The following is an 18401-nucleotide window of genomic DNA, read 5'->3' on the forward strand; positions in this document are numbered from 1 at the left end:
CGCTTTAAGGGCCGCCTCTATCAGGACGGAGGGTCTCGGTATGGCAGTTTCAGCGGATGCGGACACGGGGACGGTCGCCGTCCTTGACGTCGGCAAGACCAATGTGAAGCTGAACGCGGTCACATCAGACGGTTTCGTCCTGGAAACGCTGAGCGTCGCCAACCCAGTGCTGCCGGGCCCGCCCTGGCGGCATCACGATCTCGAAAGCCTCGGCGAATGGATCTTCGCCAGTCTCGCAGATCTTGGTCGCCGCCATCCGCTGCAAACCTTCGTCGCCGCCGGTCACGGGTCCGGCGGCGTACTCGTCGGCGATGACCCGGATATGGCCGCTGGCGCGGCTCTACCGATGATCGATTACGAGCAGCCGGTGCCGGAGAAAATCCGGCTCGGCTATGCGCCGCTCTCCGGCTCGTTTTTCGACCGCGGCAGCGCGACGATGCACAGCGCCACCCATCAGGCGCGCCAGCTCTACTGGATGCAGGAGCATGCGCCCGATGCCGTCGCCGCCGCGCGCTGGTATCTCGGCCTGCCGCAATATTGGGCGTGGCGGCTGTCGGGCGTTGCTGCATCCGAGGCGAGCCTGCTCGGCGCGCAATCGCATCTCTGGAATGTCGCCGAACGCTGCTTCGCGCCCATTGTCGGGACACGCGGCTGGCGGAGCCTGATGCCGGATTTTGCCGATGCCTGGCAGGTCCTCGGCTCCGCTCGTCCCGAGCTTGTCCGGCGCCACGGGTTGCCGGAAGGCTTGCGCGTGCTTACGGGCGGCCACGACAGCAGCCTCAACCACTATCGTTATCACGCCGGCGGGCTCAACGATTTCATCGTCGTTTCGACCGGAACCTGGATCGTCGGCTTTTCCGGCCGCACGGCGCTCGACCGGCTCGACGAACACCGCGGCATGACGCTGAACAGCGACGTCTTCGGGCGCCCGCTCGGCGGCGTGCTCACGATGGGCGGCCGCGAGTTCTCCCATGTGGCGGGCCGCGAACCGCCGGACGCCGCGGTGCCTGACGACGTCGTTCTCGGCTTGATCGCCAGACGCAGCATGGCGCTGCCGTCGTTCGGCGACGATGACGGCCTCTTTCCGGGAAGTGCCGGTCGCGGTCGCATCAGCGGGCCACCGCCGGAAACGCCGATCGAACGCAAGGCGCTGGCGTTGCTCTATTGCGCGCTTCTAACGGCGGAGTGCGTGGAGGCGCTGGGGCCGGGGCCGCTGGTCGTACTCGACGGAAGCTTCCTGCGCGACCCGCTCTATGCCCGCCTCGTCGCCGCACTGATGCCGAACCGGCGTGTGCGTTTCAATCTCGATGCCTATGGCGTGGCCTCCGGCGCCGCACTGCTTGCAAGCGAGGGCCGGCGCCGGCGCCCGGCGCCGCTTTCGCTCGCCGATCCCGGCGACGTGTCTCACCTCTCGCCTGCTGTCGCCGTCTATGCGTCGCAATGGCGAGCCCGCGCCCGGGCTGGGCGCAACAATGGTTTCAGTCGCGACTTCGAAAGGACATATCGATGAGCAAGGCCGACATTCTGTCGCTCCGCCGCGAGATGGTGGACATCTGCCGCCGCATGAATTCGAACGGTATCAACCAGGGGACTGCGGGCAACATTTCTGTTCGCACCGAGACCGGTTTCCTGATCACGCCGTCGTCGCTGCCCTATGAGACGATGCAGCCTGAGGATCTGGTCGAGATGGATTTCGACGGTACCTATGTCGGTCTTCGTCCGTCGTCGGAATGGCGTTTCCACCGCGATATCCTGAGGGAACGCACGGATATCAACGTCGTACTGCACTGCCATTCGGTCTATGCGACCACGCTTGCCTGCCACCACAAGACCATCCCGAGTTTTCACTACATGACCGGCATTGCCGGCGGCACGACGATCCGCTGTGCAGAATATGCGACCTTCGGCACGCAGGCATTGTCCGACAATGCGCTTGTGGCGCTCAAGGACCGCACGGCCTGCCTGCTTGGCCAGCACGGCCAGATCTCGCTCGGCAAGACGCTCGAGGCCGCCTTGTGGCTGGCGATCGAGATCGAGACCCTGTCGCGCATGTATGTCCAGGCGCTGACGCTTGGCGAGCCGCCGGTTCTGCCCGACGACGAGATGGAGCGCGTCATCGCGCAGATGCGCCGCATGAGCTACGGGCAGGCCCCGGATGACGAGGGTGTCAACGATCTTGCCCGTCCCAGAGAAGCGGTTTGAGGCGACTGGTCGCAGCGCCGCGGAAGCGCGCCGGCCCGCCCTGAAACAATCGATTTTGAGGGGACAAAGCCGTACGTCGTCGCCCGGTCGCATCTCTGCCCCCATTCTTCGCGGGTTTGCGAAATGGGGTGAATCAACTAATGCTCAGCCATGATGCAACGATATCTGAGTCGGAGATTCGGCACGTCGGAGAGACGGCTGCGCCCTGCGGACGGCTGGCGCGTGGCTGCGGTGTCGCTGGTGGCCGCGACCGTGCTGTCGGGCTGCAACACGCGCCAGGACGTCGGCACGCCGACCGGCAGCATCATGGTTCCCTCGGAAAACGCGTTGATCCTGCCGCCGCCCGGCGGGCCTGCGGTTCTGAACGTCGTCGAACGGCGCAGCACCAACGCGATCGAGCAGGATATCTATCTTTACACCTCGGCGGCGACCCCAGGTCAGAACCTGCTGCGGGCCAAGTTCTTCGGCCCGATGAACGCCAAGTTCGACCAACAGTCCCGCTCGAACTATGCCGCTGTGCGCGACAACAAAATGATGGCTGAGGCGCGCCGGGCGCTGCCCGGCGTTTCGCTGTCGCTCAACCCTTACTTCCTGCAGAACAATTACGGGCCGTTCGGCTATGCCTTCGGTCAGGGCCGGGCGAACGACGCCTGCATCTTTGCCTGGCAGCAGATCCGCCAGGCGGAGAACCATCGCTCGCCGCTCAAGGGCTACGGCACGATCCAGGTGCGGCTGCGCTATTGCGCGGCAGGCGCCAGCGAGACCGAGCTTTTGGCCCCGGTCTACGGCTACACGATCACCGGCACCTTCGGCGATCCTGCCTGGAACCCCTATGGCGCGCCGCCGCCGCTGGAGGCGGGTCTCGGCCGAACCGGCAGCCCGATCTACCGCCAGGAAGAGGCGGTGACCACGAGCGCTCCCGTGGCGGTTCCGCGGCGCCAGGTGCAGCCCGTGGCACGGCGTGAAGTCAGCAGCGTTCCGGCACGCGTCGAACAGCAGGTCGTTGCGCCCGCCGCGGTGACGTCGATCCCGGTTCCGCAGCCGGACGGGACCGTCTCAATGCCGCAGGCGCAGGCGGAAACCACGGCGAAAACCTTGCCGAACGTGATCGTGCCGGCTCCCGCGTGCGCAGGGCAGCAGACCGGAGGAGCCTGCCCTTAATCGACCGCTAACCATCCTTTGTTATGGGCTGGTGTCGGTAGGGGAGACTCGGTCGAATATGGGTCGGGCAATACCAGTGGCATGATGCCGAACGCTGGAAGGCAAATGTATGAGCAGGATCGGATCGGTTGCCGCTTGGGCGTTTTTCTCGCTTTGTGTGATGGCGGTCATCACGCTGCCGGTGAACCTCCAGACGCAGCTCATCGTCAGCGTTCTCATCGTTACCTTCATGGCCGTGCTCAAGCTTGCCAATGCCGGCGGCCGCTGGCGGCTGATCGCGCTCGCCTTCGGTACGGCGATCGTGCTGCGTTATGTCTATTGGCGCACGACAAGCACGCTGCCGCCGCTCAACCAGCTTGAAAACTTCATCCCGGGCTTCCTGCTCTACCTTGCTGAAATGTACAGCGTGATGATGTTGTCGCTCAGCCTGTTCGTAGTGGCGATGCCGTTGCCGCCGCGAAAGGCGAGTTCGATCTCTCCCGGCAAGTTTCCGAAGGTCGATGTCTTCGTGCCATCCTACAACGAGGACGCAGGCCTGCTCGCCAATACGCTTGCCGCCGCCAAGGCGATGGATTATCCGGCCGACAAGCTGACGGTGTGGCTGCTCGACGACGGCGGTACCCTGCAGAAGCGCAACTCGGCAAACCTTGTCGAAGCGCAGCGCGCATCCGCCCGCAATGCCGAACTGCAGGCGCTTTGCGACGATCTCGGCGTGCGCTACCTCACGCGCGAGCGCAACGAGCACGCCAAGGCCGGCAACCTCAACAACGGCATGCTGCACTCCGACGGCGAGTTGATTGCGGTCTTCGATGCCGACCACGCGCCGGCGCGCGACTTCCTTTTAGAGACCGTCGGCTATTTCGAGCAGGACCCGAAGCTGTTCCTGGTGCAGACGCCGCACTTCTTCCTCAATCCGGATCCGCTTGAGCGCAACCTGCGCACTTTCGAGAAAATGCCGAGCGAGAACGAGATGTTCTACGGCATCATCCAGCGCGGTCTCGACAAGTGGAATGCCGCCTTCTTCTGCGGCTCGGCCGCCGTTCTCCGCCGCAAGGCGCTGGAGGATACCGAGGGCTTCAGCGGCATGAGCATCACCGAGGATTGCGAAACGGCATTGGCGCTGCACGGACGCGGCTGGAACAGCATCTATGTCGACCGCCCGCTGATCGCCGGCCTGCAACCGGCGACCTTCGCCAGCTTCATCGGCCAGCGCAGCCGCTGGGCGCAAGGGATGATGCAGATCCTCATATTCCGCTTTCCGCTGTTAAAGGGCGGACTGTCGATCCCGCAACGGCTTTGCTACATGTCGTCGACGCTGTTCTGGCTGTTTCCGATCCCGCGGACGATTTTCCTTTTTGCGCCGCTCTTCTATCTGTTCTTCGACCTTGAGATCTTCACGGCGTCTGGCGGCGAGTTCCTCGCCTATACGCTGGCCTACATGGTCGTGAACCTGATGATGCAGAACTATCTCTACGGCTCGTTCCGCTGGCCCTGGATCTCTGAACTCTACGAGTTCGCCCAGACGGTGCATCTGCTGCCGGCGGTCATCTCGGTGCTGCTGCGGCCGAGCCGGCCGACCTTCAAGGTGACGGCAAAGGATGAATCGATCCTGGAAAGCCGGCTCTCCGAGATTGCCCGGCCGTTCTTCGTCATCTTCGCGGTGCTTTTCGTCGCCCTGCTCATGACGGTCTACCGGGTCTACACCGAGCCGTACAAGGCAGACGTGACGCTCGTCGTCGGCGGCTGGAACCTCTTGAACCTGATCATGGCCGGCTGCGTGCTCGGCGTCGTGTCGGAGCGCGGCGAGCGGGCAGCCTCCCGGCGCGTCAAGGTCAGCCGCCGCTGCGAATTCGGGGTCGCCGACAAATGGTATCCGGCAACGATCGAGGATGTCTCGGCGCACGGCGCGCGCGTCCAGGTCTACGGCATCGACGCATCGACGCTGCCGACCGACACCGAGGGCGGGATCCGCTTCGAGCCCTACAGCGGCAGCGGCGTGGCCGAGACGCTGCCTGTCGCGATCCGCAACAAGGAGGTTGCCGGCGATATCACCATCATGGGCTGCCGCTACCTGCCGCAGGTCGCCCGCCATCACAGCCTGGTCGCCGACCTGATCTTTGCCAATTCGCGGCAATGGAGCGAGTTTCAAAGCGCCCGGCGCGGTAATCCGGGACTGGTGCGCGGAACGTTCTGGTTCCTCTGGCTGGCGCTCTATCAGACGAGCCGCGGCATGATCTACTTCCTTCGCAGCCTGCGTGGCTCCGAGGCGCAGAAGGAGGGCGCTTGATGCTCAGGCGCCTCGTTCTCCCAGCCCTCTTGCTTGCGAGCCTTGCAACCGGCGTGTCGGCGCAGCCGTCGCCTTTCGACATGTCCGGCGAGCGCCCGGCGGATGTTCCGATCCTGCAGCCGCCGGCAGACACCGGAAGCAACGCCGGGCCGGCAGAGCCCATCGTCACGCTCAAGCCGCCGGACGACTTCAAGCGCTTCATCATCCCGTTCAGCGCACTGTCGCTGACCGGCGAGGTCGATGAACGCACCTGGTCCGTCTATCTGACGCCGGCGCAGGCGCAATCTGCCGCGTCGCTTGATTTCGCCTATCAGAACGCGATCGTCGTTGCGCCGGAAGCGTCGACGCTTTCGATCTTCGTCAATGGCGAACTGGCCGGCGAGAAGCCGATCGGCTCGGCGGAGGCCGCCACGCCGCTGAGCTACGACCTGAAGCCCGGGTTGCTGCGCGCCGGATCCAACGATATTCGCGTCAAGGTTCGCCAACGCCACCGCACGGACTGCACGGTCGAATCGACCTATGAACTGTGGACTGAGATCGCACCGAAATCGGCCTTCATCCGGTTTTCCTCCGGCGACAGCGCGACGCTTTCCAGTCTCGACGACGTACGCGCAGTCGGGCTCGATGCGCGCGGCCGGACGCAGTTCAACCTGGTCGTACCCGGCCTCCAGCAGCCGAGCCGAACGGCAGCTCTGATGCGGCTTGCGCAAGGCATGGCGTTGCGCGGCCAGATGCCCGCCCAGGAATTCGCCCTCAGCGAGACCATGCCTGAACTCGCGAAACCCGGGCAAATGACTGCGCTCGTCGGCACGGCCGAGGAAGTGGCGCCGTTCCTCGAGCGACTGCCGGAAGGTGCGTCGAGCGGCCCTGTCGCCATGTTCGTGCGCGACGGCAAGACGAAGTCGTCGGTGCTGGTGATCAGCGGTCCAGACTGGTCCGCCGTTCAGGAGGCGATCGAGGGGATCACGCAGCCGATGGACCGCCCGAGCAACGTGCCGCGCGACGTCATCGCCACCGGGCGTTGGCAGTTGCCGGAGACGCCGCTGGTCGTGACGAATGCGCGCCTGCGCTTCTCCGAACTCGGGGTGGAAACCAGCGAATTTACCGGCCGGCGCTTTCGCACGCGTTTCTCCGTAGCCGTGCCGTCGGATTTCTATGCCGACGCCTATGGCGACGCGACGCTTTTGCTCGACGCTGCCTATACGGATGCCGTGCTTCCAGGCAGCCACATCGACATCTATATCAACGGCAACATCGCATCGACGATCCCTTTGAACTCGGCCACAGGCGACATCCTGCGCCACCTGCCGATCAAAGTAACGATGCGCCATTTCAAGCCCGGTCCGAACCTGATCGAGATCGAGGCGGTGCTCTCCGCCGAGCCGGACAAGGCCTGCGCGCCGGGAACGCCGGCCTCTAACGATCCCCGCTTCGCGCTCTTCGATACGTCCGAACTGCGAATGCCGGACTTCGCGCGCATCGGTCGCCGGCCGAATATCGCTGCGATTTCCGGTGCTGCCGCCCCCTATCGCAGTGATAGCGCCGCCGTTCCCCTTTTCCTCGACCGTGCCGACGAGGACACGCTGTCGGCGGCCGCGACCTTCCTTGCCCGCCTGGCGGTTGCCGGCGGCAGGCCGATGCTGGTGGAGGTGATCACATCGCCGCTTGCAGCCGGCAGCCGCAACGCGATCTTCATCGGCGCCATGCCGCAGTTGCCGAAGACGGTGCTGACACAGGTTGGTATCGACCCCGCCAGGCAGATGTCCTGGGGCAATGCGGAGGACACCGGCCGTCCTGACGACACGCAGAAGGCCATCGACGAGTGGCGCACGCGCCTGAGCGGCGGCGCCTGGCGCAACCAGGTCACGGGGTTTCAGACCTGGGTGAAGCAGGAGTTCGACATTTCGCTGAGCTCGCTGCGTATCCTGCCCGAAGCGCAAGCCGCCTATATTCCGCCGGAAAGTGCCGGGCTTGTGATTGCGCAAGGCGCCAATCCGAGCGACGACGCGACCTGGACGCTGCTGACGGCGCCAACCGGCAAGCGTCTGCGTGAGGGCACGGCGGCGATCGCCGACGTCACGCGCTGGCAACAGCTTACCGGGCGGGTTTCGGCCTACGAGCCGGCGACGGACAAGATCGAGGCGACGCCGGTCGCCGGTTTCGATTTCGTCCAGACGCAGCCGCCGTCGCTCACCAACTATCGCCTGATCTTTGCCAACTGGCTGTCCAGCAACATCATGGTCTATGCCCTGCTGCTGATCGTGCTGTCGGTGCTTCTGGGGCTGGCAACATCCTCGATGCTGACCCGCCTGGGGCGGCGCCAATGAGGTGGCGAACCGCGCTTCTCGCCGGATTGCTTGCGCTCCTTTTGCCGATGGCGGCCGGGGCCGACGAACAGGCGGGCTCGGTGAAGGCTGGGGAATGGGACCAGTACAAGGCGCGGTTCCTCGATGCCGGTGGCCGGATCATCGACGACGCCAATGGCAATGTCAGCCATAGCGAGGGACAGGGTTATGGCCTGCTTCTCGCCGTGCTGGCCGACAACCCGGCCGACTTCGCGCTGATCTGGTCGTTCACGCGCCGTGAGCTGCTGCTGCGCGACGATGGGCTGGCGGCGTGGAAGTGGAGTGCCACCGAAACGCCGCACATTATCGACATCAACAATGCCACCGACGGCGACATCCTGATCGCCTATGCGCTGGTGCTCGCCGGTGAACGCTGGAAGCGGCAGGATTACCTGCAGGCCGCCTCGCGGATCGCCAAGGCCATCCTCGACAACACCCTGCTCGATCATGGCGGGCGAACGCTGCTGTTGCCCGGCGTTACGGGCTTCGGCACGACCGATCGCCCGGATGGCCCGGTGGTCAATCCGTCCTACTGGATCTTCGAGGCTTTTCCCGCACTTGATCGGGTAGCGCCGTCGCCGCGCTGGAAGGCGCTCTCGGATGACGGCCTGGCCTTGCTCAATGCCCTGCAATCAGGCCCGAGAAAACTGCCGGCCGACTGGGTCAGCCTGCGTGCGATGCCGAAGCCAGCCCAGGGCTTTCCCGCCGAGTTCGGCTACAACGCTTTGCGGATCCCGCTCTACCTCGCCCGGGCGGACATGGGTGGCCGCGATCTGATGGCGCGGCTGCGGGCGGGAATGGCCGGCGACAAAGACGCATTGGTCCTCAGCGACGCCTCTACGGGGGCCGTTCAAACCAGCCTCACGGACCCCGGTTATCGATTTGTTAACCATATTCTGGCCTGTGTCTTGGACAGGGTTCCGATACCCGACAGCGTCAAGGTGTTCAGCCCGACGCAATATTACCCTTCCACGCTGCACCTGTTGGGGCTGTCTTACGTGAGGGAGAAGCGTCCGGAGTGTCTATGAAGTCCTCAATCGTTGCCATTGCCGCTGTGATGACTACGGCGATCGGGGTTGCCGGACTGACCGATGGCGGCTTCTTGCGCCAGGACAACAAGAAACTCGGCAGCTTGACTGGCGAGAGCCAGGAGGCGCCCGCCGTCGGCGGCAGCGCCGGCCAGGGCGCGCGCGGCGCGCCGCCGCAATTCACCGAGGTGGCCCAGGCCGACAGGCCGTCGGAGGAAGCACAAAGCACAAGCAAGCCGCAGTCGGTCGTCGACGAATCGGCGCTTCGCTACTTTGCCGCCAAGGGCGATACCGCACGGCTGCAGGCGGAAATCTCGCGCCTGCGCTCGCTTTATCCCGACTGGGTCCCGCCCGCCGATCCGCTGGCTGTGCCACGCAACAACGACGTCGCGCTCGAAACCATGTGGCGGCTCTACTCTGAAGGCCGCTACGCCGAAGTGCGCAAGGCGATCGCCGAGCGTCAGGCGAAGGAAGCCGCCTGGCAGCCGCCATCGGACCTGCTCGAGCGCCTCAACGTCGCCGAGGCTCGCGCCCGGCTGGTGAACGCCTCCGAGCTCAAGCAGTATGAAACCGTGATTTCGATTGCTGCGAGCACGCCGAGCCTTCTGACCTGCTCGGAAGTGGATGTGCTCTGGCATGTGGCGCAGGCCTTTGCCGAGACCAAGCGGCCGGACCGGGCCCGCGATGCCTATCTCTATGTGCTGAAGAGCTGCGACAACGCGCCGGAACGGCTCGCCACCGTGCAGAAGGCTGCCGCTGTGCTGTCCTACGCGACGCTGCAGGATCTGCTCGCGCTCGAGCGCACCACGCCGGAGGGCGTGCCGGAGTTCGAAAGCATCCGTGACGATCTCGCCCGGCGCTTCGTTGCCGAAGGTGACGGAGACAAAGCGCTTGCGGTTGATCCCAAGTACGTCCAGCGCGTCGAAAAACTGGCCGAGACCGGTGGCACGGCAAGCGACGCTCTGCTGCTCGGCTGGTATCAGCTGCGCCGCGACAACATGAGCGCCGCCGAGCAATGGTTCCGCCGTGCCCATGACAAGGAAGACAGCGCCTCCGCCGCGCAGGGGCTGGCGATGACGCTGATCGCGCGCAAGGCACCGCTCGAGGCCGAGGCCGTACTCTACCCGTGGCGCGATAGCTCGCCCGATGCCCTTGCGACCTATTTCGCGGCGACTGCCAATCTGCTGGCAATCGATCCGCCGGTCGCCCTCGATGCCGCCGTGCTGGCGCGGATCGCTCAGGAAACGACCAAGGCCCGCGAACCGGCCACGGCCCAGCAGTTCGGCTGGTATGCGCGCGCCCTCAACCAGCCGGCAACCGCCGCACAATGGTTTGCAACGGCGCTGCGCTGGAAGCCGGACGACGAGCCGTCGGCCTATGGCCTCGCGCTCAGCCGTGACCAGCTGAACGACAAGGATGGCGTCGTCGAAGTCCAGCGTTTGTGGTCGGGCCGTTCCGAACGCATCGCCCGGCTTGGCGAAGTCAAGGAGAAGCTCGACGAAGTCAGCCGCGCGCCGCTTCCGACGGCCGAGGTGCAACGGACGCAACCGCAGCCGACGGCCCGTACCACCGTCGTCACAGAGGTGGTCGAGCAACCTGCCGCTCAGAGGCCGCGCACGGGCGGCGTCGTGCAGAAATCGGTGCGCAGCGGGGCCGGCTGCCGAACCACCATCAATCCCGCCGGCATGGCGCCGCAGGCGGCGCTCGCGCGCGGCTGGTGCCTGATGGACCTCAACCGGCCGCTGGAGGCCGCCGAAGCATTCGAGGTGGCCTTGCAGGCGCCTGCGTCGCAGATGCGCGAAGACGCTGCCTATGGCCAGAGCCTGGCCTACCTGCGCGCTGGTCTCACCAACAAGGCCGCGGTGTCGGCGACCAAGTCGACGCAGAGCCGGGGGCGGGTCGACGAGCTGCAGACGGCGATCCTCGCCGACCGTGCCATTGCCGCCTTCAATGCCAATCGCTACCGCGAGGCCATCCTTTTTCTCGATCAGCTCGGGCAGATCTCGACCCGCCGCCAGGACCTGATGGTGCTGCGCGGCTACGCCTACATGAACCTCAAGTACCACGCGGAAGCGCGACGCATCTTCGAGGCGCTTGCCGCCACCGGCAATAGAGACGCGATGCAGGGCCTTGCGGCCGTCGAGGCCAGCCAGGAAATCTGGCCGAACAAGAACTGATCGTCGATCCCGCGATGTCACGGCGACACCTGCTGCCGTACCAGGAGTGGAACGCCTGCCGCCGGACTCGGCGCGAGGGCCCGCCAACTCGTTCGCGCACAGGATGCAATCGGCAGGCGGTTCCGGATTTGCATATCGTGCTTGGCTTTGCCCCTCTTTGGAAGGAAATTAGCGAAACGCGGTGCTATCGTCCGGCCATGTCGCGGCGTTGATCTCATTGCATTCGCTGCGATCCGCGTAGAGGATGGAGCGTTATCGTCCGGCCGCTGTGGGAGGAGACCGCACTGGCCGGCACGATGGGAGGATAGACATGTTTCAGGGCGGATTGAGCTTCGCGCTTGGCGAGGACATCGACGCGTTGCGCGAGAGTGTGCGGCGCTTCGCAACGGACCGTATCGCGCCTTTGGCGGACGAGACCGATCGCAGCAACGCATTTCCGATGCCGCTCTGGCGCGAGATGGGCGAGCTTGGTCTGCTTGGGATTACCGCCGGCGAGGAGCATGGCGGGGCCGCTATGGGCTATCTCGCCCATTGCGTGGCGATGGAGGAGATCAGCCGCGCATCGGCCTCGATCGGCCTTAGCTACGGCGCCCATTCCAATCTCTGCGTCAACCAGATCAACCGCAACGGCAACGACGACCAGAAGGCGCGTTACCTGCCGAAGCTGATTTCCGGCGAGAATGTCGGTGCGCTGGCGATGTCGGAGCCCGGCGCCGGTTCCGACGTCGTTTCGATGACGCTCAGAGCCGACAAGCGCGGCGACCGTTATGTGCTCAACGGCAACAAGATGTGGATCACCAACGGTCCGGACGCCGACGTGCTCGTCGTCTATGCCAAGACCGATCCGACCGCCGGCCCGCGCGGCATCACCGCCTTCCTCGTCGAGAAGGGCTATGCCGGCTTTTCGACCGGCCAGAAGCTCGACAAGCTCGGCATGCGCGGCTCCAACACCTGCGAGCTGATCTTCAAGGACTGCGAAGTGCCGGAAGAAAACGTGCTCGGCACCATCGGCGGTGGCGTGCGCGTGCTGATGTCGGGGCTCGACTATGAGCGTGTCGTGCTTTCGGCCGGGCCGCTCGGCATCATGGCCGCTTGCCTCGATGTGGTCGTCCCCTATCTGCATGAGCGCAAGCAGTTCGGCCAGGCGATCGGCGAGTTCCAGCTGATGCAGGGTAAGCTCGCCGACATGTATGTGACGGCGAATGCGGCGCGCGCCTATGTCTATGCCGTGGCGGCGGCCTGCGATCGCGGCGAGACCACGCGCAAGGATGCGGCCGGTTGCATCCTCTATGCGGCTGAGAAGGCGACGGCGCTGGCGCTCGAGGCGATCCAGGCGCTCGGCGGCAACGGCTACACCAACGACTACCCGGCGGGTCGCCTGCTGCGCGACGCCAAGCTTTACGAGATCGGCGCCGGCACCAGCGAGATCCGCCGCATGTTGATCGGGCGGGAGCTGTTTACCGAGACGCGGTAGCCGCCGGCAACTGAAACGGCCGAACTCGATCGAAAGAGGACTTGATGACCGTTCTGAAATCTCACATTTCTCCGTCCTCCGATACGTTCAAGGCAAACCAGGCGGCCATGGCGGAGGCGATCGCGACTGTCGAAGACGCGGTGAAGGTGGCGGCCGCCGGCGGCGGTGATACCGCGCGCGAACGCCATGTCAGCCGCGGCAAACTCTTGCCGCGCGACCGGGTGGCCAACCTCATCGATCCGGCAACACCCTTCCTCGAAGTCGGCATGACGGCGGCGCACGGCATGTACAACGGCGATGCGCCGGCGGCCGGGCTGATCACCGGCATCGGCCGGGTGTCTGGCCGTGAGTGCATGATCGTTTGCAACGACCCGACGGTCAAAGGCGGCACCTACTATCCGCTGACGGTCAAGAAGCACCTGCGCGCGCAGGAGATCGCCGCGGAAAACAATCTGCCCTGCATCTATCTGGTCGATTCCGGCGGCGCCAACCTGCCGAACCAGGACGAGGTTTTTCCGGACCGCGATCACTTCGGTCGGATCTTCTATAACCAGGCCAATATGTCGGCCGCCGGCATCCCGCAGATCGCCGTGGTGATGGGTTCCTGCACCGCGGGTGGCGCCTATGTGCCGGCCATGTCCGACGAGACGATCATCGTCGAAGGCCAGGGCACGATCTTTCTCGCCGGCCCCCCGCTCGTGCGCGCCGCGACCGGCGAGGTCGTCTCGGCGGAGGATCTCGGCGGCGCCGATGTGCACACGCGGCTCTCCGGCGTGGCCGACCATCTGGCGCGCGATGACGCTCATGCACTGGCGCTCGCCCGCCGGGCCGTTTCGGCACTCAATCGGCTGAAGCCGTTGACGGTCGAGCTGGTGACGCCTGAGCCGCCGCTCTACGACCCGCACGAGATCGCCGGCATCGTGCCCTCGGATCTGCGCACGCCCTACGACATCCGCGAGGTCATCGCCCGCACCGTGGACGGTTCCCGTTTCGACGAATTCAAGGCGCGCTACGGCACCACGCTCGTCTGCGGCTTTGCCCATGTGCACGGCATCCCGGTCGGCATCATCGCCAACAACGGCGTGCTGTTTTCGGAATCCGCCCTGAAGGGCGCGCATTTCGTCGAGCTCTGCGCCCAGCGCAAGATCCCGCTCGTCTTCCTGCAGAACATCACCGGCTTCATGGTCGGGCGGAAATATGAGACGGAAGGCATCGCCAAGCACGGCGCCAAACTGGTGACGGCGGTGGCGACGGCACGTGTGCCGAAGGTGACGATGCTGGTCGGCGGTTCCTTCGGCGCTGGCAACTACGGCATGTGCGGTCGGGCGTTTTCGCCGCGGTTCCTGTGGACCTGGCCGAACAGCCGCATCTCCGTCATGGGTGGTGAGCAGGCGGCCGGCGTCCTGACGACCGTGCGCAGCGAGGCCCTGAAGCGGGCGGGAACGCCCTGGAGCGAGGAGGAGGAGGCGCGTTTCCGCCAGCCCATCCTTGATCTCTTCGAACGCCAGAGCCATCCGCTCTATGCCTCGGCCAGACTTTGGGACGACGGCGTCGTCGATCCGCGCAAGACGCGCGACGTGCTCGGCCTGTCGCTGTCGGCGGCGCTCAATGCGCCGATCGAAGACACGCGCTTCGGCCTCTTCAGGATGTAGGGACACCGCCATGAAACGCGAAAACATCAATGCCCCGAACGCACCGCAGCCGCGTGGAGGCTACTCGCAGGCCGTTCGCCTGGAGAACTTCGAGCGTCTGCTCTTCGTCAGCGGGCAGGTGCCGCTGACGCCTGAAGACGCGCTGCCGGAGGGTTTCGAGGCGCAGGCGCGCCAGGTCTGGGCCAACATCGACGCGCAATTGACCGCGGCGGGCATGACCAAGGCCGATATCGTCAAGGTGACGGTGCTGCTTGCCGATCGGCAACACGCCATGGCCAACCGCGCGGCCCGCGCCGAATATCTCGGTGCGCTAGCACCCGCCATGACGGTCGCGATCGCCGGCATCTTCGATGCCGGATGGTTGCTCGAAATCGATGTGATCGCAGCGCAATAGGGCCAGGAGATGCCGATGTTTTCCAAACTCCTGATTGCCAATCGCGGTGAGATCGCCTGCCGGGTGATCCGCACAGCCAAGCGCCTCGGCATCCGCACGGTCGCCGTCTATTCCGATGCCGATGTCGGCGCGCTGCATGTGGCGCTGGCCGACGAGGCGATCCGCATCGGCCCGGCGCCGGCGCTCGACAGCTACCTTGTGGCCGAACGCATCATCGCGGCGGCGCACTCCGTCGGCGCAGACGCCATTCATCCCGGCTACGGCTTCCTGTCGGAGAATGCCGACTTTGCCGAAGCCGTCGAGGCGGCCGGCATCACCTTCGTCGGACCGTCGGCGTCGGCCATTCGCGCCATGGGGCTGAAGGATGCCGCCAAGGCGCTGATGGAGCAATCCGGCGTGCCGGTGGTTCCGGGCTATCACGGCGAGACACAGGAGCCGGACTTCCTTGCCGGGGAAGCGGTGAACATCGGCTATCCCGTGCTGATCAAGGCGCGCGCCGGCGGCGGCGGCAAGGGCATGCGGCGGGTCGACAGCGCCGCCGACTTTCCGGCTGCGCTGGAGGCGGCGCGCCGCGAGGCGGAAGCGGCCTTCGGCGACGGCGCGGTCCTGATCGAGAAATATCTGACGAAGCCGCGGCATATCGAGGTGCAGGTCTTCGGTGACCGGCACGGCAACATCCTGCATCTTTACGAGCGCGACTGCTCGCTGCAACGACGCCACCAGAAGGTGATCGAGGAAGCGCCGGCGCCGGGCATGACCGCGGAAGTGCGGCGCGCCATGGGCGAAGCCGCCGTTCGCGCGGCGCAGGCGATCGGCTATGTCGGCGCGGGCACTGTCGAGTTCATCGCCGACGTGACCGACGGGCTCTGGCCGGATCAGTTCTATTTCATGGAAATGAACACCCGGCTGCAGGTCGAGCATCCGGTCACCGAGGCGATCACCGGCATCGATCTCGTCGAGTGGCAGCTGCGGGCTGCAGCCGGTGAAGCGCTGCCGAAACGCCAGAGCGAGATCGCCATCGACGGCTGGGCCTTCGAGGCCCGCATCTATGCGGAAGACCCGTCGCGCGGCTTCCTGCCGGCGACCGGGCAACTCACGACCTTGAGCTTTCCGGAGGAGGGCGTCCGTGTCGATGCCGGTGTCCGGCAGGGAGACAGGATCACACCGTTCTACGATCCGTTGATTGCCAAGCTGATCGTCCATGGGCCCAACCGGTCGACGGCGCTGGCCAGGCTCGAGATCGCGCTCAGGGCCTGCCGCATCGGCGGAACTGTCACCAATCTCGATTTTCTGGCCCGCCTTGCGGCCGAACCGGATTTTCGCGCCGGGCACCCCGATACCGGCCTGATCGATCGTTCGATCGATCGGCTATCGGCGTCGCCGGCGCCGAACGATGCGGCCCTCGCGCTTGCGGCCATCATTTCGACCGGAGCCTTGCAGCCGGACGGATCGGCCGATCCCTGGTCTTCGCTCGGCCATTGGCAGATTTGGGGTGACGCAAACCGCAACATCGCGATCGAGCACCTGGGTGGACGGACGACCGTGGCGCTGGCGGCCCGTGGCCGGGATCAGTTCGCCGTCCACACCGGGACGGCGGCGCTGCCGGTCGTTATTCTCAATCGCTCTGCCGATGGCGCCCGGGCGGAAATCGCCGGCGCGCAGCAGGAGTTCCGTTTCCTGCGCGAAGGCGAGCAGATCACGCTGTTCCTGAATGGTGAGACCTACGGACTTCGCTTGCCGGACGCGCTTGGTGCCGGTCACTCAAGCGAGGTCGCCGACGACGCGGTCTCGGCGCCGATGCCCGGCATCGTCAAGCTCATCCGGGTCCGCCCCGGTGATGCGGTCGAGAAGGGCCAGGCGCTTGCGGTCATGGAAGCGATGAAGATGGAACTCACCTTGTCGGCCTCGCGCGCCGGCGTGGTCGAGAGCGTGCAGGTCAGCGAAGGCGAGCAGGTGACAGCCGGCGCCGTGCTGGTGATGCTCCAGCCGGAGAGCGCGGAATGAGCGGAGCGGCGCCTGGGCATGTGACGATCGTCGAGATGGCGCCGCGCGACGGGCTGCAGAATGAAAGCGCGCTCGTCCCAACGACTGAGAAGATCCGTCTCGTCGATATGCTCTCGGATTGCGGCTACGAGCGGATCGAGGTGACGAGCTTCGTCAGCCCGAAATGGGTGCCGCAGATGGCCGACGCCGCCGAAGTGATGGCCGGCATCCGGAGGCGGCCCGGGACGCGCTACGCGGTGCTGACGCCCAACATGCGCGGTCTTGAAGCCGCGCTCGAAGCCGGCGCCGACGAGGTGGCGATCTTCGCCTCGGCTTCCGAAACCTTCTCGCAAAAGAACATCAATTGTTCGATCGCCGAAAGCATCGAGCGGTTCCTACCGGTTGCCGAACTGTGCCGGGAAAAAGGAATTCTGCTGCGCGGCTATGTGAGTTGCGTTGTCGAATGCCCTTATGAGGGTGCGATCGCCGCAGCGAGCCCTGCCCGCGTCGCCGGCCTGCTCGATGATCTCGGTTGCTACGAGATCAGTCTCGGCGACACGATCGGCCGCGGCACGCCAGAGGCGGTGGACGCGATGCTGGCCGCGGTGCTGGAGCGCATTCCGGCCAACAGGCTCGCCGGGCATTTCCACGACACCTCCGGCCGCGCGCTCGACAATATTGCCGTTTCGCTCGACCGCGGCCTCAGGGTCTTCGACGCTTCGGCCGGCGGTCTCGGTGGCTGCCCCTATGCGCCGGGTGCTGCCGGCAATGTCGACACGCTCGCCGTCAACGCCTTCGTAACGGCCAAGGGTTTTTCGACGGGGCTCGACCTAGCGAAGCTCGAACAGGCCGCCGCTTTCGCGCGGACCTTAAGGACGGGATCATGACCTTCGAAACGATCCGGATCGAAACCGATGCGCGCGGTGTCGCGCGGCTGACCTTGGCACTGCCGCAGAAGCACAACGCGCTTTCGGCGCGGATGATCGGCGAACTGACCGAGGCGGCAGAGCAGCTTTCGGCCGGCCGTTCTGTCCGCGTCGTTATCCTTGAGGGCGAGGGCCGCAGCTTCTGCGCCGGCGGCGACCTCGGCTGGATGCGCGAGCAGTTCGATGCAGACAGGGCGACTCGCATTGCTGAGGCGACGCGATTGGCGATGATGTTCAAGGCGCTGAACGAGATCTCGAAGCCCGTGATCGGCCGCCTGCATGGCAATGCCTTTGGCGGCGGCGTTGGCCTCATGAGCATCTGTGACGCGGCGGTTGCCTCGACCGACGCCAAGTTCGGCCTGACCGAAACACGCCTCGGCCTGATCCCGGCGACCATCAGCCCCTATGTCGTCGCCCGCATCGGCGAGGGTAAGGCGCGGCCGCTGTTCATGTCCGCCCGCCTGTTCGGTGCGGAGGAGGCGCGCGCCTTGGGGCTCGCCACCACCGTTGTCACCACCGACGCGCTGGATGCGGCGATCGAAGCAGAGATCGAGCCCTATCTGGCGGTCGCGCCGGAGGCCACCGGCCGGGCCAAGCGACTGGCTCGCTCGCTTGGGGCTCCAATCACCGAAGAGACCATTGCCGCGACCATCGAACAGCTTGCCGATTGCTGGGAATCCGATGAGGCGCGTGAGGGTGTCGGCGCGTTCTTCGACAAGCGCGAGCCCGCCTGGCGGCGATAGGCGTCCTTGATTTGGGCATGTTTTGATCT

Annotated in this window: 13 protein-coding genes; all 13 read left to right on the forward strand. The window is 65.5% G+C overall.

Going from position 1 to position 18401, the window contains the following annotated elements; translation table 11 throughout:
- The first annotated feature begins 40 nt into the window (after positions 1-40).
- The 13 genes from AC3WVQ_RS21850 to AC3WVQ_RS21910 all read left to right on the forward strand — a co-directional run bounded on the left by AC3WVQ_RS21850 (position 41) and on the right by AC3WVQ_RS21910 (position 18372).
- The gene (locus AC3WVQ_RS21850) at positions 41-1510 is read left to right on the forward strand and encodes an FGGY family carbohydrate kinase (RefSeq protein ID WP_112772349.1); all 1470 of its coding nucleotides are present in this window, start codon (positions 41-43) and stop codon (positions 1508-1510) included.
- Complete coding sequence (locus AC3WVQ_RS21855; protein ID WP_457578593.1) at positions 1507-2202, forward strand: class II aldolase/adducin family protein; 696 nt, start codon at positions 1507-1509, stop codon at positions 2200-2202. The genes AC3WVQ_RS21850 and AC3WVQ_RS21855 overlap by 4 nt, the downstream gene beginning before the upstream one ends.
- A gap of 222 nt (positions 2203-2424) precedes the next feature.
- Positions 2425-3363: a cellulose biosynthesis protein BcsN gene (gene bcsN / locus AC3WVQ_RS21860; protein WP_063894939.1), complete on the forward strand. Its 939-nt coding sequence runs from the start codon at positions 2425-2427 to the stop codon at positions 3361-3363.
- Between the two features lie 109 nt (positions 3364-3472).
- Positions 3473-5650: a UDP-forming cellulose synthase catalytic subunit gene (gene bcsA, locus AC3WVQ_RS21865; protein WP_492382965.1), complete on the forward strand. Its 2178-nt coding sequence runs from the start codon at positions 3473-3475 to the stop codon at positions 5648-5650.
- Positions 5650-7977, forward strand: a complete 2328-nt coding sequence (locus AC3WVQ_RS21870; RefSeq protein ID WP_492382966.1) for a cellulose biosynthesis cyclic di-GMP-binding regulatory protein BcsB — start codon at positions 5650-5652, stop codon at positions 7975-7977. Before bcsA ends, AC3WVQ_RS21870 begins: the two co-directional genes overlap by 1 nt.
- On the forward strand, positions 7974-9023 hold the full coding sequence (locus AC3WVQ_RS21875; protein WP_060585793.1) for a family 8 glycosyl hydrolase: 1050 nt from the start codon (positions 7974-7976) through the stop codon (positions 9021-9023). Before AC3WVQ_RS21870 ends, AC3WVQ_RS21875 begins: the two co-directional genes overlap by 4 nt.
- Positions 9020-11200, forward strand: a complete 2181-nt coding sequence (locus tag AC3WVQ_RS21880) for a cellulose synthase (RefSeq protein WP_492382967.1) — start codon at positions 9020-9022, stop codon at positions 11198-11200. The genes AC3WVQ_RS21875 and AC3WVQ_RS21880 overlap by 4 nt, the downstream gene beginning before the upstream one ends.
- 310 nt (positions 11201-11510) lie before the next feature.
- Complete coding sequence (locus tag AC3WVQ_RS21885; RefSeq protein WP_060529109.1) at positions 11511-12674, forward strand: isovaleryl-CoA dehydrogenase; 1164 nt, start codon at positions 11511-11513, stop codon at positions 12672-12674.
- Positions 12675-12718: 44 nt separating this feature from the next.
- A complete protein-coding gene (locus AC3WVQ_RS21890; RefSeq protein ID WP_060529108.1) occupies positions 12719-14326 on the forward strand; it encodes a carboxyl transferase domain-containing protein in 1608 nt (535 codons plus the stop codon).
- 10 nt (positions 14327-14336) lie between these two features.
- Positions 14337-14720: a RidA family protein gene (locus AC3WVQ_RS21895; protein ID WP_060529107.1), complete on the forward strand. Its 384-nt coding sequence runs from the start codon at positions 14337-14339 to the stop codon at positions 14718-14720.
- Between the two features lie 15 nt (positions 14721-14735).
- Positions 14736-16724, forward strand: coding sequence for an acetyl/propionyl/methylcrotonyl-CoA carboxylase subunit alpha (locus tag AC3WVQ_RS21900; protein ID WP_162731944.1), 1989 nt, complete (start codon positions 14736-14738; stop codon positions 16722-16724).
- A complete protein-coding gene (locus AC3WVQ_RS21905) occupies positions 16721-17590 on the forward strand; it encodes a hydroxymethylglutaryl-CoA lyase (protein ID WP_112772352.1) in 870 nt (289 codons plus the stop codon). The genes AC3WVQ_RS21900 and AC3WVQ_RS21905 overlap by 4 nt, the downstream gene beginning before the upstream one ends.
- Complete coding sequence (locus AC3WVQ_RS21910) at positions 17587-18372, forward strand: crotonase/enoyl-CoA hydratase family protein (RefSeq protein WP_112772353.1); 786 nt, start codon at positions 17587-17589, stop codon at positions 18370-18372. The genes AC3WVQ_RS21905 and AC3WVQ_RS21910 overlap by 4 nt, the downstream gene beginning before the upstream one ends.
- Positions 18373-18401: the final 29 nt, after the last annotated feature.

It is taken from the genome of Ensifer sp. EB106-05-01-XG146 (assembly GCF_058791875.1).

Bases quoted from the DNA above. Each gene is read 5' to 3' on its own strand.
- AC3WVQ_RS21850 (WP_112772349.1), top strand. From the start codon at position 41: ATGGCAGTTTCAGCGGATGCGGACACGGGGACGGTCGCCGTCCTTGAC.
- AC3WVQ_RS21855 (WP_457578593.1), top strand. From the start codon at position 1,507: ATGAGCAAGGCCGACATTCTGTCGCTCCGCCGCGAGATGGTGGACATC.
- bcsA (WP_492382965.1), top strand. From the start codon at position 3,473: ATGAGCAGGATCGGATCGGTTGCCGCTTGGGCGTTTTTCTCGCTTTGT.
- AC3WVQ_RS21870 (WP_492382966.1), top strand. From the start codon at position 5,650: ATGCTCAGGCGCCTCGTTCTCCCAGCCCTCTTGCTTGCGAGCCTTGCA.
- AC3WVQ_RS21875 (WP_060585793.1), top strand. From the start codon at position 7,974: ATGAGGTGGCGAACCGCGCTTCTCGCCGGATTGCTTGCGCTCCTTTTG.
- AC3WVQ_RS21880 (WP_492382967.1), top strand. From the start codon at position 9,020: ATGAAGTCCTCAATCGTTGCCATTGCCGCTGTGATGACTACGGCGATC.
- AC3WVQ_RS21885 (WP_060529109.1), top strand. From the start codon at position 11,511: ATGTTTCAGGGCGGATTGAGCTTCGCGCTTGGCGAGGACATCGACGCG.
- AC3WVQ_RS21890 (WP_060529108.1), top strand. From the start codon at position 12,719: ATGACCGTTCTGAAATCTCACATTTCTCCGTCCTCCGATACGTTCAAG.
- AC3WVQ_RS21895 (WP_060529107.1), top strand. From the start codon at position 14,337: ATGAAACGCGAAAACATCAATGCCCCGAACGCACCGCAGCCGCGTGGA.
- AC3WVQ_RS21900 (WP_162731944.1), top strand. From the start codon at position 14,736: ATGTTTTCCAAACTCCTGATTGCCAATCGCGGTGAGATCGCCTGCCGG.
- AC3WVQ_RS21905 (WP_112772352.1), top strand. From the start codon at position 16,721: ATGAGCGGAGCGGCGCCTGGGCATGTGACGATCGTCGAGATGGCGCCG.
- AC3WVQ_RS21910 (WP_112772353.1), top strand. From the start codon at position 17,587: ATGACCTTCGAAACGATCCGGATCGAAACCGATGCGCGCGGTGTCGCG.